The organism is Dietzia sp. CH92 (assembly GCF_032248695.1).
Classification (GTDB): Bacteria; Actinomycetota; Actinomycetes; order Mycobacteriales; family Mycobacteriaceae; genus Dietzia.
Window position 1 is genome coordinate 451,675 of record NZ_JAVHXC010000002.1, and the last position, 20,175, is coordinate 471,849.

Annotated in this window: 24 protein-coding genes; 11 read left to right on the forward strand and 13 right to left on the reverse strand. The window is 72.5% G+C overall.

Translation table 11 applies throughout. The annotated features are described in order from the left end of the window. Window positions 1–553: 553 nt before the first annotated feature. Window positions 554–1,180, forward strand: coding sequence for a hypothetical protein (locus RWK90_RS05500; RefSeq protein ID WP_314035570.1), 627 nt, complete (start codon window positions 554–556; stop codon window positions 1,178–1,180). A gap of 70 nt (window positions 1,181–1,250) precedes the next feature. Here the strand turns inward: RWK90_RS05500 and RWK90_RS05505 are convergent, their stop codons facing one another. Together RWK90_RS05505 and RWK90_RS05510 are read right to left on the reverse strand one after the other, a co-directional pair. Next, complete coding sequence (locus RWK90_RS05505) at window positions 1,251–1,436, reverse strand: DUF6440 family protein (RefSeq protein WP_314035572.1); 186 nt, start codon at window positions 1,434–1,436, stop codon at window positions 1,251–1,253. 56 nt (window positions 1,437–1,492) lie between these two features. Next, on the reverse strand, window positions 1,493–1,912 hold the full coding sequence (locus RWK90_RS05510) for a hypothetical protein (RefSeq protein ID WP_314035574.1): 420 nt from the start codon (window positions 1,910–1,912) through the stop codon (window positions 1,493–1,495). Between the two features lie 213 nt (window positions 1,913–2,125). On the opposite strand from RWK90_RS05510, the gene RWK90_RS05515 reads away from it, so the two are divergent. Continuing rightward, window positions 2,126–2,743: a hypothetical protein gene (locus RWK90_RS05515; RefSeq protein ID WP_314035575.1), complete on the forward strand. Its 618-nt coding sequence runs from the start codon at window positions 2,126–2,128 to the stop codon at window positions 2,741–2,743. A gap of 12 nt (window positions 2,744–2,755) precedes the next feature. Here the strand turns inward: RWK90_RS05515 and RWK90_RS05520 are convergent, their stop codons facing one another. From RWK90_RS05520 to RWK90_RS05555, 8 genes are all read right to left on the reverse strand, one after another. After that, window positions 2,756–3,109, reverse strand: a complete 354-nt coding sequence (locus RWK90_RS05520; protein ID WP_314035577.1) for a transcriptional regulator — start codon at window positions 3,107–3,109, stop codon at window positions 2,756–2,758. Next, window positions 3,099–3,623 carry a hypothetical protein gene (locus RWK90_RS05525; protein WP_314035579.1) on the reverse strand — a complete coding sequence of 175 codons (525 nt, stop codon included), beginning with the start codon at window positions 3,621–3,623 and terminating at the stop codon, window positions 3,099–3,101. The genes RWK90_RS05520 and RWK90_RS05525 overlap by 11 nt, the downstream gene beginning before the upstream one ends. Next, window positions 3,614–4,186, reverse strand: a complete 573-nt coding sequence (locus RWK90_RS05530; RefSeq protein WP_314035581.1) for an RNA polymerase sigma factor — start codon at window positions 4,184–4,186, stop codon at window positions 3,614–3,616. Before RWK90_RS05530 ends, RWK90_RS05525 begins: the two co-directional genes overlap by 10 nt. Beyond that, the gene (locus tag RWK90_RS05535; RefSeq protein ID WP_314035583.1) at window positions 4,183–4,878 is read right to left on the reverse strand and encodes a hypothetical protein; all 696 of its coding nucleotides are present in this window, start codon (window positions 4,876–4,878) and stop codon (window positions 4,183–4,185) included. Before RWK90_RS05535 ends, RWK90_RS05530 begins: the two co-directional genes overlap by 4 nt. 12 nt (window positions 4,879–4,890) lie before the next feature. Beyond that, window positions 4,891–5,445, reverse strand: a complete 555-nt coding sequence (locus tag RWK90_RS05540; RefSeq protein WP_314035585.1) for a DUF6286 domain-containing protein — start codon at window positions 5,443–5,445, stop codon at window positions 4,891–4,893. After that, window positions 5,442–5,888 carry an Asp23/Gls24 family envelope stress response protein gene (locus RWK90_RS05545; protein ID WP_314035587.1) on the reverse strand — a complete coding sequence of 149 codons (447 nt, stop codon included), beginning with the start codon at window positions 5,886–5,888 and terminating at the stop codon, window positions 5,442–5,444. The genes RWK90_RS05540 and RWK90_RS05545 overlap by 4 nt, the downstream gene beginning before the upstream one ends. A 2-nt stretch (window positions 5,889–5,890) precedes the next feature. Then, window positions 5,891–6,067: a hypothetical protein gene (locus RWK90_RS05550; RefSeq protein ID WP_314035589.1), complete on the reverse strand. Its 177-nt coding sequence runs from the start codon at window positions 6,065–6,067 to the stop codon at window positions 5,891–5,893. Window positions 6,068–6,147: 80 nt separating this feature from the next. Further along, window positions 6,148–6,663 (reverse strand): Asp23/Gls24 family envelope stress response protein, encoded by a 516-nt coding sequence (locus tag RWK90_RS05555; RefSeq protein ID WP_314035591.1) that lies wholly within the window; start codon window positions 6,661–6,663, stop codon window positions 6,148–6,150. Between the two features lie 213 nt (window positions 6,664–6,876). On the opposite strand from RWK90_RS05555, the gene RWK90_RS05560 reads away from it, so the two are divergent. The 5 genes from RWK90_RS05560 to RWK90_RS05580 all read left to right on the forward strand — a co-directional run bounded on the left by RWK90_RS05560 (window position 6,877) and on the right by RWK90_RS05580 (window position 12,251). After that, window positions 6,877–7,992, forward strand: coding sequence for a hypothetical protein (locus tag RWK90_RS05560; RefSeq protein ID WP_314035593.1), 1,116 nt, complete (start codon window positions 6,877–6,879; stop codon window positions 7,990–7,992). 31 nt (window positions 7,993–8,023) lie between these two features. Next, window positions 8,024–9,046, forward strand: coding sequence for a TIGR03617 family F420-dependent LLM class oxidoreductase (locus RWK90_RS05565; protein WP_314035594.1), 1,023 nt, complete (start codon window positions 8,024–8,026; stop codon window positions 9,044–9,046). Further along, window positions 9,043–11,556 (forward strand): PEP/pyruvate-binding domain-containing protein, encoded by a 2,514-nt coding sequence (locus RWK90_RS05570; RefSeq protein WP_314035596.1) that lies wholly within the window; start codon window positions 9,043–9,045, stop codon window positions 11,554–11,556. The genes RWK90_RS05565 and RWK90_RS05570 overlap by 4 nt, the downstream gene beginning before the upstream one ends. A 117-nt stretch (window positions 11,557–11,673) precedes the next feature. Then, the gene (locus RWK90_RS05575) at window positions 11,674–11,964 is read left to right on the forward strand and encodes a DUF4287 domain-containing protein (protein ID WP_314035598.1); all 291 of its coding nucleotides are present in this window, start codon (window positions 11,674–11,676) and stop codon (window positions 11,962–11,964) included. An 86-nt stretch (window positions 11,965–12,050) separates the two neighbouring features. Continuing rightward, window positions 12,051–12,251, forward strand: a complete 201-nt coding sequence (locus RWK90_RS05580; RefSeq protein ID WP_314035600.1) for a hypothetical protein — start codon at window positions 12,051–12,053, stop codon at window positions 12,249–12,251. 67 nt (window positions 12,252–12,318) lie between these two features. Here RWK90_RS05580 and RWK90_RS05585 read toward each other — a convergent pair whose 3' ends face one another. Beyond that, a complete protein-coding gene (locus RWK90_RS05585; RefSeq protein ID WP_314035602.1) occupies window positions 12,319–12,762 on the reverse strand; it encodes an excalibur calcium-binding domain-containing protein in 444 nt (147 codons plus the stop codon). Between the two features lie 282 nt (window positions 12,763–13,044). Between RWK90_RS05585 and RWK90_RS05590 the strand changes: the two genes are divergently transcribed. The 4 genes from RWK90_RS05590 (at window position 13,045) to RWK90_RS05605 (ending at window position 18,924) form a co-directional block, all read left to right on the forward strand. Beyond that, window positions 13,045–14,097, forward strand: coding sequence for a TerC family protein (locus tag RWK90_RS05590; protein ID WP_314035604.1), 1,053 nt, complete (start codon window positions 13,045–13,047; stop codon window positions 14,095–14,097). Between the two features lie 178 nt (window positions 14,098–14,275). After that, window positions 14,276–17,083: an aconitate hydratase gene (locus tag RWK90_RS05595; protein WP_314035606.1), complete on the forward strand. Its 2,808-nt coding sequence runs from the start codon at window positions 14,276–14,278 to the stop codon at window positions 17,081–17,083. A gap of 145 nt (window positions 17,084–17,228) precedes the next feature. Further along, on the forward strand, window positions 17,229–18,098 hold the full coding sequence (locus tag RWK90_RS05600; RefSeq protein ID WP_314035608.1) for an enoyl-CoA hydratase-related protein: 870 nt from the start codon (window positions 17,229–17,231) through the stop codon (window positions 18,096–18,098). Window positions 18,099–18,168: 70 nt separating this feature from the next. Then, window positions 18,169–18,924: an SDR family NAD(P)-dependent oxidoreductase gene (locus tag RWK90_RS05605; RefSeq protein WP_314035610.1), complete on the forward strand. Its 756-nt coding sequence runs from the start codon at window positions 18,169–18,171 to the stop codon at window positions 18,922–18,924. A gap of 55 nt (window positions 18,925–18,979) precedes the next feature. On the opposite strand, the gene RWK90_RS05610 is transcribed toward RWK90_RS05605, so the two are convergent. After that, a complete protein-coding gene (locus RWK90_RS05610) occupies window positions 18,980–19,387 on the reverse strand; it encodes a cupin domain-containing protein (RefSeq protein WP_314035613.1) in 408 nt (135 codons plus the stop codon). Window positions 19,388–19,687: 300 nt separating this feature from the next. Then, window positions 19,688–20,113 carry an organic hydroperoxide resistance protein gene (locus tag RWK90_RS05615; protein WP_314035615.1) on the reverse strand — a complete coding sequence of 142 codons (426 nt, stop codon included), beginning with the start codon at window positions 20,111–20,113 and terminating at the stop codon, window positions 19,688–19,690. Window positions 20,114–20,175: the final 62 nt, after the last annotated feature.

The window sequence follows — 20,175 nt, forward strand, 5'->3', positions numbered from 1 at the left end:
TCACGGGCCCGCCGATCCGTCCAGTGCCGCCGGGAGCGGGGCGGGGATCCGCGACCGCCCCTCCCGTCGCGGAATCCGCTACCGTCCCTCCGGATCCGCTACCCCTGTGAGGGGAGCGGATCCCGAGTCCGGGTAGCGGATGTGGCGGGCGCGGTCGCTCGCCAGCGGCATCCCGTCAGTTCCCCGGTGTCATAGACTCGGTCCACGGCCCCGACCCTGGTCAGCTCTGCCACGCCTGTGACTTCTGTTCTCGCAGTTCAGCCCCCGAGGCTTGAATTTTATGAGGTAACACTCACCGAAACCGGGGCGATGTAGGGGCGGGAGAAGGGGACGGTTCGGTGTCTCCCGGATTCGCACCCCGCCGCCCGGCGCGGGTGCCTGGCGAAGGGGCACGATGATCGGTTCCTGGGGGTCCGGCCGCGGCCGGCGGGCTGAGGTGACGCGCCCCGGTGCCCGGGACGCGCCAGATGCCCCAGATGCGCCAGATACGCCCGGGGGCGGGACCACTCCCGCGCCGACGGAGCCGCATCCGCACATCGGTCTCGTCTGGGCGATGGCGGCGGTCGCCGCGATGGTGCTGGTGTTCCTGGTGGTTCCGTTCGGGTGGCAGGGCGCGGCGCCGGCGGTCGATCCGGCCACGTCCACGGGCCCCGGTGCGCCGCCGGAGTCGCTGACTCCGCAGACTTGGGTGTTGTCGTCGACGGTCGTCACGTCCCTGCCCCCGGAGAACGCGGCGGAGGACGCCGGCGCCGGGGACGCCAGGCCCGGAAACGCCAGGCCCGGGGACGCAGGGCCCGGCGGCCCCGAACTCGGGGACGCCGGGGACCCCGTCGAGCGGCCCGGCCCGTGGATCATCCGGGTCCCGCGTGCCATCCCGACCGGCCCGGCGGACGATCCGAGCAGTGCGTCGGACTCCGGGTCCCCGTCGTCGGGCCCGTCGCGCTCGTCCGCGTCCCCGACCGGACCGGCGACGACGTCCGCGCCGGCCACACCGGCCACTCCGACCAGCGTGCCGGGGTCGTCGTGTCCTCCGGTCCCGCCCGAGGAGACGGCTCCGTTGCCGGCTGTCGGCGACGGGGTCGGCGCGGCGGCGGACGGGCCCTCCGCGGCCGATCTCGGGTCCACGGCCGGCCCGGTCGCGGACCCCGCCCGGGTCGCGCCCACCGCCGAGCACTGCTGAGGCTGGGCGCCCGGGTCGGCTCGGCCCCCGGCGGCGGGCGGCTCGGACCCCGCGCCGGGCGCCGTCGTGCCTAGAGCCCGTGCTCCTGGAGCGGCCGGCCCTGCGCGTCGAGGAGCGGGGTCAGCCCGCCGCCCGTGCCGTCGTTGCGCCACAGGTAGCAGACGCCCGTGCGGGAGTCGCGCAGGATCTCGATCCGCCCGCCGAACCCGATCCCCTCGGAGTGGATCTTCTGGAACCGCTTGTCACGTCTGGCCATGCCCCCATGGTCGCACCGGTGTCGACGACGACGAGCGCGGCCGCCCCGGGTGGTGGTCAGTTGCCGTGGGGGCGGAACAGTCCGCGAGTGGCCTCGGCGACGGCGCGGTCCGGTGCGCGGAGTTCGAAGGGGACGGGCGGCGGGGTGGGCGCGGCGTCACGTGAGCGGACGCGGGCGGTGAGAGCGCGGACGGTGAGGACGCGGGTGCGGCGTCCGCTGATGAGCTGGACGGCCAGAACGAGTCCGGCGAACACCATGAGCGTGAACAGGGCGGGCAGCATCCAGGTGGCGCGGGACATGAGAACGGCTCCGGCGGCGAGTTCGGCGGCCGCGACGGTGCCGACCAGCGTCGGACCGATCGCGACGAGACCGGCGGCCAGGGCGAGCACTCCTCCGGCGGCGGCGAGCGTGTAGGCCGTCGCGGTCACCAGGGGGCGGCGGGGGTGAGCGCCGTGACGTCCGGGGAGAGTGCTCATGGTGGGTCTCCTGTCTCTGCGTCTGGTGGTGATTCGGCGCCCTCCCGGTCCGGGATGGGTGGGCGGGGCGAGGATGGTCCCCGGGTCGCGCGGGCCGGTCTCGGGGTGACCCTGAGACGGACCCGGATCTTCGGTCCGGGCGGGGCGGATCGGCGTGGGCGGCGGTTATGTTGGGGGGAGTCCATCCCGCCCCGAGCCTCGAATCGAGTCACCATGAACGAGCAGCATCCGCGGCGGCCGGACGATCCGTGGCCCGAGGGCGGGTACGGGGACCCGGACCGCCCGGCAGCGCCGGAGTCCGAGAACCCGACCGAGCGCTTCCCCACCGCGCGCTACCCGGCGGAGCGGCCGTACGAACCGCCGGCGTTCGAACCCCGCGCCGACGATCCGCGGGCCTACGAGCAGCAGCCGTTCTCCCGCCCGGTCGAGCCGTTCTCCCGCCCGGTCGAGCCGTTCTCCCGGCCACCCGAGCCGTTCGCCCGGCCAGCCGAGCCGTTCGCCCGCCCGGCCGAGCCGTTCGCCCGCCCGGTCGAGCCGCTCGCCCACGAGGGCGGCTTCCCGTACGGCATGCCGCCGGCCGCCCCCTACGGAGCCCCCGCGCCGTACGGGTACGGCGACCCGCTCATCCCGCAGCACCTGCACGTCCCGCCGCAGCAGTTCCGCCCGGGCCCGTACCCGCCGCCGTTCGGCTACCCGCCCGTGCAGCAGACGGTCTACGTGCACGGGGCGCCGGCGCGGCGCGTCAACCACCCCCTGCACCTGGTGTTGACGGTCGTGACGTTCGGTCTCTGGCTCCCCATCTGGATCGTCCTGGCCATCGCCAACTCCTGACGACCCCGGACCTCACGCCCGGCCGAGGCGGAACGACGCCCTGCCGGCGTGGGTGTCGAGGGACTGGACCCGCACCCGCGCGTCCACTCCCGCGGGCACCGATCCGGCGAGCGCGTCCTGCAGCGCGGCCTGGATGTCGCGGACGATGTCCCGGATCGGTCGGGACCGGTCGACACTGACCTCCACCGTCACGGCCCTGCCGGGTCGATCGAGGTTCAGCCCGAAGTGGGCCCGGTCCCCGCCGACTCTGCGGACGCGGGCGTCGAGGGTGCGCAGGGTGGTGCCGATGCCCGGCTCGAGGCCGCAGACCCCGGGGATGGACGTGACCAACTCGACCAGGTCACGGGCTGTCGGTTCACTGCTCATGGAGGTCCTCGATGTGGATGTCGACACGGATGTCGGTCAGGTCGAGCTCCCGCTCGCACGCGTTGAGGACGGCCCGGCGGGTCGTCTCGGCGAGTGCGGGCAGATCGCGGGTGCGGGCGTCGAGCGAGACCCTGCAGGTGATCGCCTGCGGGACCCCGCGCTCGCCCCATCCGCGGCCGGGCGCGTGGTCCACGACGGTCCGCAGGCTCATCACCCCCGGCACGGCGTCGACGGTCTCGCGGATCATGGTCCGCAGCGCCAGTTCGCTCAGGGTGTACGGGCCCAGATCGGTGGGGGGCATCTGCACCCGGGCGCCGTGCCGGGCGTCGGCCCGCACGACCTCGGACAGGGTTGACCGCACCCGCGAGGACAGCTGAACGGACTCGTCACCGCGGTCCTCGAGCTCGTCCCACTCGCGATGCAGGTCACGAATCCTGTCGAGGTACCGTCGGGTGGCCTCGGGATCGTCGGGCACGCCGGACCCTGGGGCGTCGTCCATCGTGCTCACCGCCATTCCTTCATTCGGTCGATCACGTGCGTCCGGGCGCGGGAGATACGACCCCGCGCCGTGGACTCGGTGATGTCGAGGGCGTGGGCCACCTCGCGGTACGACATGCCGTCGATCTCCCGCAGGGTCCAGCAGGACCGGAGGTCGGGCTCCATGGTGGACAGGATCTGCGCCAACGCGCGCATCTGCTCGTTGACCTCCGTTCGGCGGGCCGGGTCCGACCCCGGTCCGTCATCGGGGTGGTGGTGCAGCGTCTCGGGCGAGTGTGCGTCGGTGGCCCGACGCGCCCTGCGGCGCGCGATGTCCGTGGCCCGCCGGGAGCAGATCTGGGACAGCCAGGCGCGCACGGCGTCCGGGTCGTCCAGCAGGTGCAGGCGCCTCCACGCGGTCAACAGACTCTCCTGCACCACGTCCTCGCTGTCCTGCCGGTCCCCCAGCACCAGGTACGCGATGCGGAACAACCGGCCCTGGTGGCGGTCGATCAGCTGGTCGAACGCCTGGGCGTCACCGTCCTGGGCCCGGAGGACCAGGGCGCGGTCGACCACCGCCGCCCGCGCGTGCACGGTCACGGAGCCCCGGCGGGGCGCTCCGCATGCCCGCCGCGCGCCGCCCCTGCCTGCCCGCCGCGCACCGCCGCCACGGCGTCCCCGCCGCGCAGCGCCACGGAGTCGGCCCGGCCTCCCGTGCGGGAGTTGCGCATCGTCACCAGGACGTCCACCGAGAGCGGGGCGGATCCGAGTGCGGTGGCGACGTCCCCGGAGAGCCGGCGGCGGGCCCGGTCGACCGTCCACGACACCTCCGCGTCCTCGGCGACCGTGAGCTCGGCGACGACCCGCAGGGCCGCGGCCGAGCCGACGACCCGCACGGAGACGTCCTCCGCACCCGGGACGGTCTCGGCCCGCTCGGCCAGTGCGCGCTCGAGCACCCGGGGGTCGACCGCGGCGAGCGGGGTGCCGTCCGCCTCGTCGTGGAGGCGGAGCACGGTGTGGGCGGGGGTGCGCGGGATCTGGGAGATCACCAGGGCGAGGCCGGCGAGGGCGACGAGCACCGCCACGGCCGTCGCCGCCGCGGGTAGCCACCCCGCGGGCTCGGCGAACGCCGAGGCGGCGGTGGTGTCGCCGGGGACCGCGAGGGCCCCCATCGGCCCGTCCGGGGTGAGCAGGCCGGAGGCCGCCCCGACGAGCCACACGCCGGCGGCGAGGACGAGCAGGCCGGTCAGGGCCAGCACGACGCGATTACGTGGTCCGGGCTGGACGCGCATGGTCTTCTCCTCTCATCGCCGTCGGCGGGTTCGGACGCGGGCACGGGTCGGGGTGGCGGGCCTCAGTTCGGCCACCGCGGCGTCGACGGCCGTGGTGGCCGCGCGGGCCACGGGGGCCGGATCGTCGACCACGGTCTCGATCAGCACGTCGACCCGGCCACGTCGCACGGTAGCGCGGGCACTGTGCACCCCGTCGACGTTCTCGGCCCGTCCGCGGAGGTGCCGCACGAGGTCCCGGCGGTGCATCGCGGTCTCGCCGGGGATGTCGTCGGCGAGGACCCTCACCCGCGCCGGCCGCCCGGGCCACAGCGCGGCCAGCAGAAGCAGCACGCCGATCACGCAGACCACCACCGCGGCGCCCTGCATTGCGACCGACTCCACGGGGGTGGAGGCCACGGTCTCGACCGCGCCGTCCACGCCGGCCGGCCAACGCCCCTCGACCGCGTAGGTGCCGAGCAGCCAGATCCCCGTCACCCCGAGGGCCAGGAGCGCGGCCCCCAGCGCGCAGGCGGGGACGGCGCGCGCGGGCCGGCGGACCAGCCGGGCTCCCCCCGTCACCGCGCTCATCGCAGGGGTCCTCTCGTGCCGGTCGCGGGGTTGAGCCACGAGATCGTCACGTCGAGCCGGCCCACCTCGAGGCCGGTCAACGCCCCGACCCGGTCGCGGACGTGAGCCCGCAGGTCGCGGCAGGTCTCGACCAGGTCCACGGGGAACGCGACCCCCACGTCGAGGCGCAGGACGGCGACGGCGCCGTAGAGGTCGCACTCGGCGGTGGGCCGTGCGTCGAAGTCGCGGCGGGCCCGCAGGCCCAGCACGCCGCCGGCGGAGCCGCCGACGCGCGGGTGCTCGGACGCCACCTGTTCGGCGATGCGGGCGACGACCCCGGCCGGGATCGTGGTGACCCCGCGCTCCTCGACCGGCGTCTGCGTCGCCGACCACCGCCCCGGCCCCGCGCCCGGCCCCGGGGGATCGAACGGCAGGCGGGTGAGTGTGTCACCGTGCTGCGCCACCGCTACCGCCCCCAGCGGTCGGTCAGGCCCCTGATCTCGATCCGCCCGTCCAGCGCCAGGCCCACCGCGAGCCCGATGAGGCCGAACAGCAGGACCACGAGGAACTGGCCGATCGACCCGAAGGCGGCCGCGGCGCCCAGGAACAGCCCCACCAGCAGGGTGAGATGTGTGGTCTTCATGAGAACTCCTCGCTCGGGGCCCGGGCGGCGGGACGTGCGTCCCGCCCCCGCCCCCGGCGGTGTCGATCCGGTCGGACAGGTCAGTTCAGCTCGGCGACGCGGCTGGTGTCGGGGCTGCGGCGCTTGTCGTCGTCGTCCCCCGGCAGGTGGACGTCCACCACGTTGACGTTGACCTCCACGACCTCCAGCCCGGTGGTCCCCTCCACCTGGTCGATGACGTTGCGGCGGATGGTGTTGCCCACGTCGACGATCGACACGCCGTACTCCACGACCACGGTCACGTCGATCGCGGTCTGGGTCTCGCCCTTCTCCACGCTGATCCCGCCGGTGACGTTGGTCTGGGCGTTGGGGATGCGGTCGGTGACCGCCGAGAAGGCGCGGCGGGCGGCGTTGCCCATGTCGTAGACGCCCGGGACCTCGCGCGCGGCCATGCCGGCGATCTTGGCGACCACGGACTCGTCGAGCGTCGTGACGCCGCGGGAGGTCTGGAGCGGACCGCGGGGGGCGGCCGGTTCGACCGCCTTCTCCTGGCTGGTCTCCTCGGCCTGCTCGGCGCGGGCCTTCTCGCGGCCGGTCTGGGGAACTGCATTCGACATACTGGCTCCTCCTGAGAGAGGACGGCCTCCGGGCCGCCCCTGGTTGAACACCTTCACCACTAAGACGTCACCGGGGGGCGGTTCGTCACGAACCGGTTCGAGAATTTTTTCCGCGCGCGGCGACGCAGTCTGCTGTCATGGTCACAGCCCAGTACCGATGTGCCGCGCCTCGCATCCCGCCCGCGCCGGCGCCCCGCACCGAGGGAGAGCGCAGTGCAGCTGAGCCCGCTCGACGAGTACCCCGTCCACCAGACGGCCGCGCCGCTGACGTGGCCCGCCACCTCCGACCGCAACTTCTACGACCGCTCGTACCTCAACGTGCTGGACCGGCAGGGCCGCTTCATGGTCCTCACCGGCATCGGTTACTACCCGCGCCTCGGCGTCAAGGACGCGTACTTCGTCCTCCGCCGGGGCGACACGCAGACCGCACTGCGCCTGTCCGACGCGATCGACGACGACCGCCTCAACCCCCACGTCGGCGGCTACCGGATCGAGGTGGTCGAACCACTGCGCGAGCTGCGACTGACGCTCGAGCGCACCGAGGGCATCGCCGCGGACCTGACGTGGCGTGGCCTGTTCCCCGCCGCGCTCGAGGAACCGCACGCGATGGTCACCGACAGGCGGGTGACGCTCCAGGCGAGCCGGTTCGCGCAGGTCGGCACGTGGGAGGGGTGGATCGAGGTCGACGACGACAAGGTGGAGCTGACGCACGGGAGCACGGTCGCCGCCCGGGACCGCTCGTGGGGCATCCGGCCGGTGGGTGAGGCCGAGGCGCCCGGGAGGCCCGACGACTCGTTCCGGGGCATGTGGTGGCTGTACCTGCCGCTGGCGTTCGACGACTTCCAGCTGTTCCTCATCCTGCAGGAGGACCGGGACGGGTACCGCAGCCTCTACGACTGCACGCGGCGGTGGCGCGACGGGCGGGTCGAGCAGCTCGACGGGGTGCGGGTGGCGATCGACTACCGGTCGGGCACCCGCATCCCGACGCGCGCACGGATCGAATTCCTCGACCGGGCCGGCGGGCGGATCCGGCTGGAGGTCGAGTCGCGGCTGTTCGCGCCCATCGCGTTCGGCTCGGGCTACGGCGGCGACCCGACATGGGCGCACGGCAGCTGGAAGGGCGAGGGCTTCGCCGAACGCGTGAGCTTCGACCTCACGGACCCGCAGGTCATGGCCGGTGCGGCGTTCAGCCTCGTCGACCACGTCGGCCACGCCGTGTGCACGGAGGCCGACGGCACCAGGCGCGAGGGCGCGGGCCTGTTCGAGCACGGGATCATCGGCCCGCACCTCCCGTCCGGGTTCGCCGACTGGACGGACGTGGCGCCGTGACCGGCGCCGCCGGGGCGGAGGGTGGGCACCGATGAAGGTCATGACCGCGCTGTTCGGGCCCACCGACGCCGTGCGCCGCGCGACCGAGCTCGCCGAGGCCGGGGCGTCCGGGGTGTTCACGTTCGAGGGACCGCACGACGTGTTCACCCCGCTCGTGCTGGCCTCGCAGGTCCGGGGGTTGGACGTGATGTCGAACGTGGCGATCGGGTTCCCGCGCAACCCGATCCAGCTCGCGCACCAGGCCCACGACCTGCAGCAGCTCAGCGAGGGCCGGTTCATCCTGGGCCTGGGCACCCAGGTGCGGGCGCAGATCGAGAAGCGCTACGGCGTGGGGTTCGACCGGCCCGTGGAGAGGATGCGCGAGCTCGTCGGCGCCCTGCGGGCGATCTTCTCCTCGTGGGACACCGGCGAGCGGCTGGACTTCCGCGGCGAGTACTACCGGCACACGCTCATGACGCCCACGTTCGTCCCGCCGCCCTCGCCGTACGGGCCGCCGCCGATCTACCTCGGCGCGCTCGGCCCGCGCCTGACCCGGGCGGCCGCCGAGGTCGCGGACGGACTGCTGGTCATGCCCTTCGGCACCACGACGTTCCTGCGGGAGCACACGATGCCCCACGTCCGGGCCGGGCTGGAGGCGGCGGGCCGGGGCAGGGACGCGTTCGAGGTGGTGCCCGAGGTGATCGTGTCGGTGGCCGACGGCTCCGGCGCGGCGGCCGGCGACGAGCACGCCTCCACCCGCCGGTTGCTCGCCTTCTACGGCTCCACCCCCGCCTACCGGCCGGTGCTGGACGCGCACGGCTGGGGCGACCTGCAGCCCGAGCTCAACGCCATGAGCAAGCAGGGCCGGTGGCAGGAGATGGCCTCGCTCGTCACCGACGAGATCCTGCACACGATCGCCGCGTGCGGCACCCCGGCCGAGATCGCCGCACACGTGCGGGAACGGGTCGCCGCCGTCGGTGGGGCCGGGGCCGGCCGCGTGTGCCTCTACCAGACCGGGCCCATCGCGACCGACGCGCTCGCGCAGATCGTCGACGAGCTGGCGGGGCCCCGATGACCACCGCCGCCGACGCCGCCCGCCCGCGCACCGTCGAGCTCGAGCAGGTCACCGACGACGGCTACGGAGGCAAAGCCGCAGGCCTGGCCGACCTGATCCGCCTGGGCCTGGACGTCCCACCGGGCTTCGTGATCGTGGACGCCGCGGCCGACCTCGTCGTCGTCGACCCCGACTCCCCCGCCACCCACAGCCCCGCGGTCCGGCGCTACCTACGGCTGGTCGAGGCCGGCGCGACCGCGGTCGCGGTGCGGTCCTCCGCGGTCGGCGAGGACGGCGCGGAGCAGTCCCACGCCGGCCAGTACGACACGGTCCTCGGCGTGGACTCGGTCGACGCGCTGGCCGACGCGGTGCGGACGTGCGTGGCGTCGGGGACGTCACGGCGCGCCGAGGCCTACCGCGGCGAGGCCGCCTCCCCCGCCCCGATGCACCTGGTGGTCCAGCAGATGGTCGACGCGCGGGCGGCCGGCGTCGTGTTCACCGCCGACCCCGCCACCGCGCGGCGCGACCTCATGGTGATCGACGCCGTCGCCGGGCTGGGCGAGAGCCTGGTCGACGGCACCGCCTCCCCCGACCACCTCGTCCTGGACGCCGACGGCCGGGTGGCGGTGCGCGAGACCGGCACACCGCCCGTCCTGACGGATGTAGAGGCCGCGGCGATCCGAGACGGCGCGGTCCGCGTGGCACGGCACCGGGGTCGGCCCATGGACCTGGAGTGGGCGATCGACCGCGCCGGGCGACTGTGGTGGCTGCAGGCGAGGCCCGTCACGAGCCTGCCCGCAGACCTCGGGGGGAAGGACTCCACGCTCGCCGGCGACGACCACGTCTACACCCGCTGCAACATCGGCGAGATGATGCCGGGCGCCTTCTGCCCGCTGACCGCCTCGGTGTCCGGGTACGCGATCGACCACGCGATGCAGATGATCCAGGTCGTCGCCCGCGCCCAGCCGGGCTACGAGCGGCCGTGGCTGCAGGTCGGCTACTTCTCCGGGCACATGTTCCTCGACCTCACCGAGGGCACGGCGTTGAGCTCGGGCCTGCTCGGCAACTCGCTCGAGCAGTTCTCCACCTCGATCTGCGGGCGCGTGGTGGACGAGCTCGTGCCCAAGCCCCCGCAGCCGTTCCTGCGCCGACTCGGCAACACCGTGCGGCTGTCGACGTTCGCGCTCACCGCCGGGCCCGCCGTGCGGCGGCTCGGTGCGCAGATCGCCGACTGGGAGGTCCCCGGCGGTGACGCGCGCGGCGGCCGGGGCGACGGGGGCGGCGGCCGGGGCGACGCCGATCCCCTGGCGGTGTGGCGGCAGCTCGAGGCGGGCGTCGAGCTGTACTGCGCGGTGACGCTGACGCACGTGCGGTCGTCGTCCAGGGCCGCCGTCGCCGCCAACGTGCTGGAGAGCGTGCTCATCCGCCGCGCGGTGGCTGCCGGACGCGGCGAGGATGACGGCCGCGCGGAGGCGTCCCGGCTCATGGCCGGTGCCGCGGACGTGGAGAGCGCGGTGATGCTGGCCGAGCTCGACTCGGTGGTGCGGGCGCTCGCCGCGGACGGGCCGGCCGCCGAGCGCTTCACGGCGGACCAGCCCGGCGACGCGGTCGCGGCGGTGCTCGCCTCGCCCGACGCGTGGGGCGTGGCACTGCGCCGGTTCCTGGCCCGGCACGGTCACCGCGGGTACCGCGAGCTGTGCATGCGCGACGCCTCCTGGGCCGACGACCCGGAGGGGTTGGGCGCGATGATGCAGGTCATGGTCCGATCCACGCTCGACCGGGGCGGGCGGGCCGCGGAGACCGCCGATGTGCCCGAGCCCGCGTCCCGCGCGATCCGGGTGCTCGCCCGGCTCGCGCGTGGCGGGGCGAGGGGCCGGGAGGAGACCAAGTCGAGGATGGCGCTGATGGCGCACGCGCTCAAGCGCGGGTACCGGCATCTCGGCGAGGTGCTCGCGGCGGACGGGCGGCTGCCCGACGCGGACCTGGTGTTCTTCCTCGACCGGCCCGAGCTCGCGCGCGTCGTCGGCGCCTCCGGCCCCGTGACCGGCGGGCTCGGCTCCGGCGGCGACCGCGCGGTGGCGGACCTGATCGCCCGCGCCGGACAGCGTCGTGAGGCGCTGGCCTACCAGGAGGCGCTGGAGTTCCCGGACGTCTCCGTCGGGCGGCCGGTGCCGCTGATCGCCCGGCCGCCGCGGGAGACGGCGGGCGGCGAGATCGTGGGCCGACCCGCGAGCCGCGGCACCGTCCAGGGCGTGGTGCGGGTCGCGCGCTCGATCGTCGACGCCCGCGAGGTCCGGCCCGGCGAGGTACTGGTCGCTCCGGTGACGGACGTGGGCTGGACGCCGTACTTCACGGTGATCTCCGCCCTGGTCACGGACATCGGCAGCTCCGTCTCGCACGGCGCGGTAGTCGCCCGCGAGTACGGCCTGCCGTGCGTGGTGAACACCATCGTCGCCACGCAGATCCTGCGCACCGGCGACCGGGTCCGGGTGGACGGTGATCGCGGTGTCGTGACGCGGCTGGACGAGTGAGCGGGGCGGTGCCGCCGGATCCCGCGCCGGGTCGCCGTGCACCACCCTCTTGCGCGGCCGCGTCCCCGGGCGAAGACTTCCCACCACCACGACCAGCTCTCCGACAGGAGCCCCCCCATGTCATTCCAGGCGTATCTCGACACGATCGAGACCAAGACCGGACTGACCCCGCGCCAGCTCGTCGAGAAGGCGACCGACCGCGGCTTCGGCCCGGGAACGAAGGCCGGCCCGATCCTGGCGTGGCTCAAGGAGGACTACGACCTCGGCCGCGGGCACGGGATGGCGCTGGTCCACGTCATCACCAAGGGCCCGAAGATCAGTGACAAGCACGTGGGATCGGGCGGCTCGCACGCAGACGCCTCGGACACCCTCTGGCTGGACGGGGCGGCCACCAATCCGAACCGCTGACGGGTCCGCGGTCGCCCAGTGGCGCGTCCCCCGGGACCCTGCTAGAGGTGGAGGTCCACGCGCCCCCACGCCACGAGGAGGACGAGATGAGTGCCCAGGACAGGATTGACCCGGACGAGTACACGCCGGGCCCGGACTCCGTCACCGCCCCCGAGGAGTACGAGCCGGAGGTCGACGTCGCCGATCCGTTCCGCGAGGCGAATCCCGCCGACGTCGCGGAGCAGACCGTGGAGGTCCCGGTCGACGACGGCGACCCGGAGGAGGGTGACGACGACGAGGTCGGCTGATGCCGTGACAGGACCACGAGGGGCCGGTTCCGCGGGAGCCGGCCCCTCGTGATGTCGCCGAGGTGCGTTACTCGCAGGCGATGCCGTCGTTGTCCCGATCGAGGGCGGGCCGGTACGCCGCGTCGCCACGGTAGATCGGGGCGATGCCCAGGCGACGCGCCTCGGTGCAGTTGGCCACGTGGTGGACCGGCGCCGGGGCGGCCTGGACGACGCGCGCCGGAGCGGGCGCAGGAGCCGGGGCCGGGGCGGGTGCAGGGGCCGGCGCGGGCGCGGGCAGTGCAGCCGGGGCGGCCGCCGGCGGCACGAACGGCGTGGCCCACACGAACGGGAACGGGAGCGCGGGCAGCGGCGCGGCCTCGGAGCCCATGGGCACGGGTACGACCACCGGCGCGATATCGGGCACCTGGACGGTCCACGGCCCCGCCTGGACATCGGCGGCCGACGCCACGGGCGCGGTAGCGAGAACAGCCGCGGCCACCAGGCCGAACGCAGCGAGTGGACGAGCAAGCATGGAGACTCCTCAGTGAATTCTGAGCGCCTGGACGGCACCGATAAGCAGTGACTTACTACTCGCCCAGAAAGTTATCACCAGTCCGATCGCCCCGTGTCACCGCCTTCTCATTCCCCGTCGTTGCGCCTACCCGGCGACCGCCGATATCCTTGCGCCACCAGAAGGGGAGTATCCCTCGCACGCATCGTCGTCACTACGGTCCACGGGCCCGGCGGAGCGGGCCGCGCACGAGCGATGGCCGGGAGAGACCTTCGATCACCCACTGATCGAAAGGTCCCCGTCATGGACACCCCGCTCTGGCTCTGGTCGGCCGTCATCGCCTTCATCGTCGCGATGCTCGCGATCGACCTCCTCGCACACCGCCGCGCCCACGTCATCCGCGTGACGGAAGCGGCCGCCTGGTCGGCGGTCTGGGTCGCGATCGGAGTGGGCTTCGGCGCGATCATCTGGGCCGTCTGGGGCGCTGATCTCGGCCAGCAGTACTTCGCCGGCTACCTCATCGAGAAGTCTCTGGCCGTGGACAACGTCTTCGTCTGGGCGATCATCTTCGCCCACTTCGCGGTGCCCCCGCAGTTCCAGCACCGGGTCCTGTTCCTCGGCGTGGTGGGGGCACTGGTGTTCCGTGGCATCTTCATCGCGGGCGGAGCGCTGCTCATCCAGAACTTCTCGTGGATCCTCTACGTCTTCGCCGCGTTCCTCCTGTACACGGGCGTGCGCATGATCCGTCAGCGCGACGAGCACCTCGACCCCGACCAGTCGCGGGTGCTGAGGGCCTTCCGCCGGGTCGTGCCCATGACGGACACCTTCCACGGCCAGCGGCTGCTGGTCCGCAAGGGCGGCGTGCTCATGGCCACCCCCTTGTTGGCCGTGCTCGTGCTGGTCGAGACGACCGATGTGGTCTTTGCCGTCGACTCCATCCCCGCCATCTTCGCCGTCACCGACGAGGTGTTCCTGGTATTCACGGCCAACGCGTTCGCGATCCTGGGTCTGCGAGCGATGTACTTCCTGCTCGCCGATCTGATCCACCGGTTCGCGTACCTCAAGGTCGGACTGGCGCTGGTGCTGATGTGGGTGGGCGTGAAGATGCTGCTGAAGATCGACGTCTACTACATCCCGACCCCCGTCTCGCTGGCCGTCATCGCCACGATCCTCACCGTGTCGGTGGTGGCGAGTCTGCGGGCGACGCGCGGACAGGACCGGCGGAGCCTGCCGACCCCGGCCGAACCGCCGTTCCGCATCGCGACCCCGGACGAGGACGCGCGGCTCGAACCGACGTTCGGCCGCGAGCGCTCCCGCGACCGCTCGGAACGGCCCGCCGCCGCACCGCCGCGCTGACCGACGAACCGGCCGCGAAGGCGCGGTGAGACCGCCTTCGCGGCGGGGATTGTCGGCCCGCCCGGCGGTCCGGGTGACGGGTTATAACTTCTCGTCGACAGGGGTAGGGTCGGCCTCAACGCCGGTGAGCCCCTCACTCGCACGGCTTCATCGGCGCCACTCTAGGAAAGGGCCGATCATGAGTGTCAACAGTTTCAACTCGCGAGACGCACTGTCGGTCGGAGGCGTCGACTACGAGATCCACCGTCTCGACCGCGTCTCCACCGAGGTACCACTCCCCTACAGCCTGAAGGTGCTCCTCGAGAACCTTCTCCGTAACGAGGACGGCCGCGTGGTGACGGCCGAGCAGGTCGACGCCCTCCGCGCGTGGAATCCCCGCGCTCCGTCGGAGCGGGAGATCCAGTACACGCCCGCCCGGGTCCTGATGCAGGACTTCACGGGCGTGCCGTGCGTCGTCGACCTGGTCGCGATGCGCGACGCGATCACAGAGCTCGGCGGGGACGCCAAGAAGATCAACCCGCTCATCCCCGGTGAGCTGGTGATCGACCACTCGATCATCGCCGACGTCTTCGGCCGCCCGGACGCCTTCCAGGTCAACGCGGATCTCGAGTTCGGGCGGAACCAGGAGCGCTACCAACTCCTGCGCTGGGCGCAGGAGTCGTTCGCCGATTTCCTCGTGGTCCCGCCGAACACCGGGATCTGTCACCAGGTCAACCTCGAGTACCTGTCCCGGGTCGTCTTCACGCGGGAGGGCGAGGACGGGATGCGGCAGGCGTACCCGGACACGCTGGTCGGCACCGACTCGCACACGCCGATGGTCAACGGCCTCGGTGTGCTCGGCTGGGGTGTCGGCGGCATCGAGGCCGAGGCGGCGCTGCTCGGGCAGCCGATGAGCATGCTCATCCCGGAGGTGATCGGCCTCAAGCTCAGCGGCGAACTACGGGAGGGCACTACCGCGACGGACCTGGTCCTGCACGTCGCGGAGCTACTGCGCCAGACCGGTGTCGTCGGCAAGTTCGTCGAGTTCTTCGGCCCCGGCGTCTCGAGCGTGCCGCTGGCCAACCGGGCCACGCTGGGCAACATGAGCCCGGAGTACGGGGCCACGTGCGCGATCTTCCCCGTCGACTCCGAGACGCTCGACTACCTGCGGCTGACCGGCCGGTCCGACGAGCAGATCGAGCTCGTCGAGGCCTACGCCAAGGAGCAGGGCCTCTGGCACGACCCGGACTCGCCGGCGGAGTACACGCAGGTCATCGAGCTCGATCTCGCGAGCGTGGAGCCCTCGATCGCCGGCCCCCGGCGGCCGCAGGACCGCATCGAGCTGGGCGAGGCCCCGGCCGTCGTCCTGAGCAACCTCGCGGAGGAGAAGGAGCGGTCCGGGCAGCGGCCGGGCAGCGTGGACGACGCCGCCGAGGACACCTTCCCCGCCAGCGACCCGATCGCGTTCAACCCGGATGCGGCCACGGACGACCCGCCGCGGCAGTACTCCGAGGAGCAGCTGACCGCCAATGCGAAGGCCGGGTGGCCCAGTGACCCCGCCGAGGTCCTGTTGGGCGACGACTCCCCCGTGATCGTCGACCACGCGGACGTGGTCATCGCGGCGATCACCTCGTGCACCAACACGTCCAACCCGTCGGTCATGATCGGCGCCGCGCTGCTGGCCAAGAAGGCGGTCGAGAAGGGCCTCGCCCCCAAGCCGTGGGTCAAGACGACCCTGGCCCCGGGCTCCCGCGTGGTGACCGACTACTACGAGCGGGCCGGCCTCACCCCGTACCTGGAGCGGCTGGGCTTCGACCTGGTCGGCTACGGCTGCACCACGTGTATCGGCAACTCCGGACCGCTCACCCCGGCCGTGAGCAAGGCCGTCAACGACAAGGACCTCAACGTCGCGGCGGTCCTGTCCGGAAACCGCAACTTCGAGGGGCGCATCCACCCCGAGGTCAAGATGAACTTTCTGGCGTCGCCGCCGCTGGTCATCGCCTACGCGCTCGCCGGGTCGATGCGGAAGGACCTGCTCGAGGATCCGCTGGGCACCGGCTCGGACGGTCAGCCGGTCTACCTCCGCGACATCTGGCCCAGCTCGGCGGAGATCAAGGAGGTCGTGGACGCCAACCTCGAGGCCGACATGTTCACCAAGGGATACGCCGACGTCTTCACCGGCGACGAGAACTGGCGCGGGATGAGCGTGCCGGCGGGTGACAAGTTCGACTGGAGCGAGGACTCCACGTACATCCGCCGGCCGCCGTACTTCGACGGCATGACGGTGGATCCGGAGCCCATCCGCGACATCACCGGTGCCCGCGCGCTCGCCCTGCTGGGGGATTCGGTGACGACCGACCACATCTCACCGGCGGGAGCCATCAAGGCCTCCTCCCCCGCGGGGAAGTACCTCCAGGAGCAGGGCGTCGAGCCGGCGGACTTCAACTCGTACGGGTCGCGGCGCGGCAACCACGAGGTGATGATCCGCGGCACCTTCGCCAACGTGCGTCTGCGCAACCAGCTGGCGCCCGGCACGGAGGGCGGCGTCACGACGCATTTCCCCAGTGGCGAGCAGACGAGCATCTACGACGCGTCGATCCGTTACGCCGAGGAGGGCGTGCCGCTGGTGGTGATCGCCGGCGCCGAGTACGGGTCCGGCTCGTCGCGGGACTGGGCGGCCAAGGGCACGAAGCTGCTCGGGGTGAGGGCGGTGATCGCGGAGTCGTACGAGCGGATCCACCGCTCGAACCTCATCGGGATGGGCGTGCTGCCGCTGCAGTTCCCCCAAGGCGAGTCCGCCTCCAGCCTGGGGCTGAAGGGCGAGGAGGTCTTTTCGATCACCGGTCTCGACGGGCAGGAGTCGGTGCCGGGCGAGGTCACTGTCCGCGCGGGCGAGGGTGACGAGGCGGTCGAGTTCACCGCCAAGGTCCGCATCGACACCCCTGCGGAGGAGGCGTACTACCAGCACGGCGGCATCCTGCCGTACATGCTGAGGCAAATGCTCTGATCGCCCTCGGCGGGGCTGCTTCTCATGAGCCGCACCGCCGAGCACGACAGCGTCCCGCGCACCGTGCCCGAGGGGCAGGCGCGCGGGACGCGTCTCTGGCCGAACCAACCCGTCACGCCCACCACCGCGGGTAGCGTCCGGATATATGCAGACCTCGCCTGACCCGGCCACTGACGTCACTTCATCCGGCCGGTCGCAGGTCGTCGTCGAGCGGCACGACGAGATCGCGGTGATCCGGCTCAACCGCCCGGACAAGCTCAACGCGGTCACGTCGCAGAACCTGACGGACCTCATCTCCGCCCTCGACACATGCGATGCCGACGATGATGTCCGCGCCGTAGTGCTCACCGGAACGGGTCGGGCGTTCTGCGCGGGCGCCGACCTCTCGGGGGGCGGGGACACCTTCGTCGCGGAGGCCGACGCGGACACGGGCGAGGCTCCGCCGGACACCGGCGGGCAGGTGGCGCTACGGATCTACCGGATGACCAAACCGGTCATCTCCGCGATCAACGGTTCCGCCGCCGGGGTGGGCGTGACCATGACCCTCCCGACGGACGTCCGCATCGCGGCCGACAACGCCCGGTTCGGATTCGTCTTCACCCGCCGCGGGCTGGTACCCGAGGCGTGTTCGTCCTGGTTCCTGCCCCGCGTCGTGGGCATCTCGGCGGCAGTGGAATGGACGGTGGGAGGCCGCACCATCCCCGCTACCGAGGCCCTGGAACGCGGCCTGGTCCGCGAACTGCTCCCCGCCGACGAGGTCCTCCCCCGCGCCCTCGCGCTCGCCCGCGAGATGACCCGCGGAACGGCCCCCGTGTCGGCCGCGCTGACCCGCCAGTTGATGTGGCGGATGCTCGGCGCGCCCGACCCGGAGGTCGCCCACCGCGCGGAGTCCATCGGGATCTACACCCGCGGGCGGTCCGCCGATATCCGCGCGGGTGTCACCGCGTTCCTCGCCAAGGAGGAACCGGACTTCCCCGACCGGGTGTCCGACGGACTGCCCGACCTCTTCACCTGACCCGGGGCCGGCCGCCGTCGCTCGTCCCCCACCCCTGACCCGCCGCCACCTGCACGTGAAGGAGTAACCCATGAGCACTGTCGACCTCACCGGACGCGTCGCAATAGTCACCGGATCGACGGCCGGACTGGGCGCGCGGTTCGCCCACGTGCTGGCCGGGGCCGGCGCCACGGTCATCGTCACCGGCCGCCGGACCGAGCGGCTCACCGAGGTCGTCGACTCGATCACCGGGCTCGGCGGAACAGCACACGGCGTGCGGCTCGACGTGGCCGACGCGGGCTCGATCGAGGAGTGTCTCACCGAGGTGACGGAGAGGATCGGCACGCCGCAGATCCTGGTCAACAACGCGGGAATCCCCGACGCCCGACGCGCGCACAAGATGCCGCTCGAACTGGTGGACGCGGTTCTCGACACCAATATCCGCGGCCCGTGGCTCATCGCGACCGGAGTGGCACGCCGGCTGATCGCGGCCGAACTCCCGGGCCGGATCGTCAACATCTCGTCGATGAACTCCTTCCACTACGCGGGTGAGGCGGCCGCGTTGTACGCCACCACCAAGGCGGCGGTGAACCGGATGACCGAGACGCTGGCCGTGGAGTGGGCGCGACACTTCATCAACGTCAACGCCATCGCGCCGGGCGCGTTCGAGTCGGAGATGATGGACGGGATGCTCGAGCGGATGGGTGACATCGCGCCGGGCTTCCCCCGTAAGCGGATCGGCCGACAGGATCAGTTGGATTCGACGTTGCTCTACCTGGTCTCCGACGCGTCGGACGCGGTCACGGGAACCGTGGTGAAGGTCGACGACGGGCAGATCCACCGCTGACACGGGCCGAGCCGCGGGACGCGCGACTCGGCCCACCCCGGCTCGCGGCGTCAGCTCACTGTGCCCCGCACCGCGCGAGGTCGGTCTCCACCAGCGGTTCGCCGACGGGGGTCACGTAGGTCACCATGAGCACCACGTCCTCGGTCCCTTCGTTGAACGCCTCGTGAGGGAGTTTGGCGTCCTCGACGATCGCCTCGCCCGCGTGGAAGGTGCGGGATCCTCCCGGGAAGGACTCGGAATAGTGGGTGATCTGTCCCTGCTTGACCACACCGATGAGCTGCCCGTGGTGGCAGTGCATGGTGGTTCCGGTGCCGGCGCTGATCGTGATCTCCCGGAACGTCACGGCCACGCCGTCCTCACCGGCGACGGCCACCTCGACCGGATCCTCCTGCAGACCCTGCACGATGTCCACGGCGAGGACCGGCTGCGATCCCCTGATCGGCGAGGCGGGAGGGGGCGTCACCGACGCATCGGGGCTGAGGCCTCCGGACTCGTCGGAACCACATGCCGAGGCTGCGAGGACGCAGGCCCCTGCGAGAAGGGCTGTGCCGCGTCGGAGCGCTCTGTGCCGCATAGGTGGAACCTCGAGTCTGGCTCGGATCGGCACCAGGGGCGTGTCGACCGTGGGGTCACGCTAGCGCAGCCCGCAACCTGAGAACAGCGAAATGTTGACATAGCCCCCGAGACGAAGTGTGTTCCGCGCGCCCCCATCTCGGAGAGGACGCGCGGAACACCGCCCGGCTCACACGGGTGCGGGTTGGGCTCAGTCCTCGGCGACGGAGACACTGACCTCGATGTTGCCCTCCACGGCGCGGGAGTAGGGGTACATCGCGTGGGCGAGCTTCGCCAGCTCGTCGGCCTGGCCGGATTCGAGCCCGGGGATGATCACCTCGAGTTGGACGGCGAGGTCGATGCTCTCCTCGCCCGAGCGCACCAGGGAGACGCGGGCGCCCACGGACGAACCGTCGATCGTGACCTTCTTCTGCCGCGCCGCGCTCTGCAGGGCGGAGTGGAAGCAGGCGGCGTAGCCGGCGGCGAACAGCTGCTCGGGGTTGTTGCCCTCCCCCGACCCGCCGAGTTCCTCGGGCGGGGCCAGCTCCAGGTCCACGGCCTTGTCGGCGGTGGCCACGTGGCCGTCGCGGCCTCCCCCGGTGGACAGGGCTTCAACGGTGTAGAGAGCATCGGACATCGCGTTCTCCTCCAGGTGTGGGGTGCAGGTGTGGCCCAACGTACGCCGCCGGAGCGGGCGTT

What these genes read in the sequence shown, in the direction of transcription:
- RWK90_RS05585 (WP_314035602.1), bottom strand. Translation starts at nt 12,762, where the DNA reads ATGCTTGCTCGTCCACTCGCTGCGTTCGGCCTGGTGGCCGCGGCTGTT.
- RWK90_RS05615 (WP_314035615.1), bottom strand. Translation starts at nt 20,113, where the DNA reads ATGTCCGATGCTCTCTACACCGTTGAAGCCCTGTCCACCGGGGGAGGC.
- RWK90_RS05605 (WP_314035610.1), top strand. Translation starts at nt 18,169, where the DNA reads ATGAGCACTGTCGACCTCACCGGACGCGTCGCAATAGTCACCGGATCG.
- RWK90_RS05515 (WP_314035575.1), top strand. Translation starts at nt 2,126, where the DNA reads ATGAACGAGCAGCATCCGCGGCGGCCGGACGATCCGTGGCCCGAGGGC.
- RWK90_RS05565 (WP_314035594.1), top strand. Translation starts at nt 8,024, where the DNA reads ATGAAGGTCATGACCGCGCTGTTCGGGCCCACCGACGCCGTGCGCCGC.
- RWK90_RS05510 (WP_314035574.1), bottom strand. Translation starts at nt 1,912, where the DNA reads ATGAGCACTCTCCCCGGACGTCACGGCGCTCACCCCCGCCGCCCCCTG.
- RWK90_RS05550 (WP_314035589.1), bottom strand. Translation starts at nt 6,067, where the DNA reads ATGAAGACCACACATCTCACCCTGCTGGTGGGGCTGTTCCTGGGCGCC.
- RWK90_RS05590 (WP_314035604.1), top strand. Translation starts at nt 13,045, where the DNA reads ATGGACACCCCGCTCTGGCTCTGGTCGGCCGTCATCGCCTTCATCGTC.
- RWK90_RS05595 (WP_314035606.1), top strand. Translation starts at nt 14,276, where the DNA reads ATGAGTGTCAACAGTTTCAACTCGCGAGACGCACTGTCGGTCGGAGGC.
- RWK90_RS05505 (WP_314035572.1), bottom strand. Translation starts at nt 1,436, where the DNA reads ATGGCCAGACGTGACAAGCGGTTCCAGAAGATCCACTCCGAGGGGATC.
- RWK90_RS05555 (WP_314035591.1), bottom strand. Translation starts at nt 6,663, where the DNA reads ATGTCGAATGCAGTTCCCCAGACCGGCCGCGAGAAGGCCCGCGCCGAG.
- RWK90_RS05525 (WP_314035579.1), bottom strand. Translation starts at nt 3,623, where the DNA reads ATGGCGGTGAGCACGATGGACGACGCCCCAGGGTCCGGCGTGCCCGAC.
- RWK90_RS05540 (WP_314035585.1), bottom strand. Translation starts at nt 5,445, where the DNA reads ATGAGCGCGGTGACGGGGGGAGCCCGGCTGGTCCGCCGGCCCGCGCGC.
- RWK90_RS05500 (WP_314035570.1), top strand. Translation starts at nt 554, where the DNA reads ATGGCGGCGGTCGCCGCGATGGTGCTGGTGTTCCTGGTGGTTCCGTTC.
- RWK90_RS05570 (WP_314035596.1), top strand. Translation starts at nt 9,043, where the DNA reads ATGACCACCGCCGCCGACGCCGCCCGCCCGCGCACCGTCGAGCTCGAG.
- RWK90_RS05575 (WP_314035598.1), top strand. Translation starts at nt 11,674, where the DNA reads ATGTCATTCCAGGCGTATCTCGACACGATCGAGACCAAGACCGGACTG.
- RWK90_RS05580 (WP_314035600.1), top strand. Translation starts at nt 12,051, where the DNA reads ATGAGTGCCCAGGACAGGATTGACCCGGACGAGTACACGCCGGGCCCG.
- RWK90_RS05535 (WP_314035583.1), bottom strand. Translation starts at nt 4,878, where the DNA reads ATGCGCGTCCAGCCCGGACCACGTAATCGCGTCGTGCTGGCCCTGACC.
- RWK90_RS05520 (WP_314035577.1), bottom strand. Translation starts at nt 3,109, where the DNA reads ATGAGCAGTGAACCGACAGCCCGTGACCTGGTCGAGTTGGTCACGTCC.
- RWK90_RS05600 (WP_314035608.1), top strand. Translation starts at nt 17,229, where the DNA reads ATGCAGACCTCGCCTGACCCGGCCACTGACGTCACTTCATCCGGCCGG.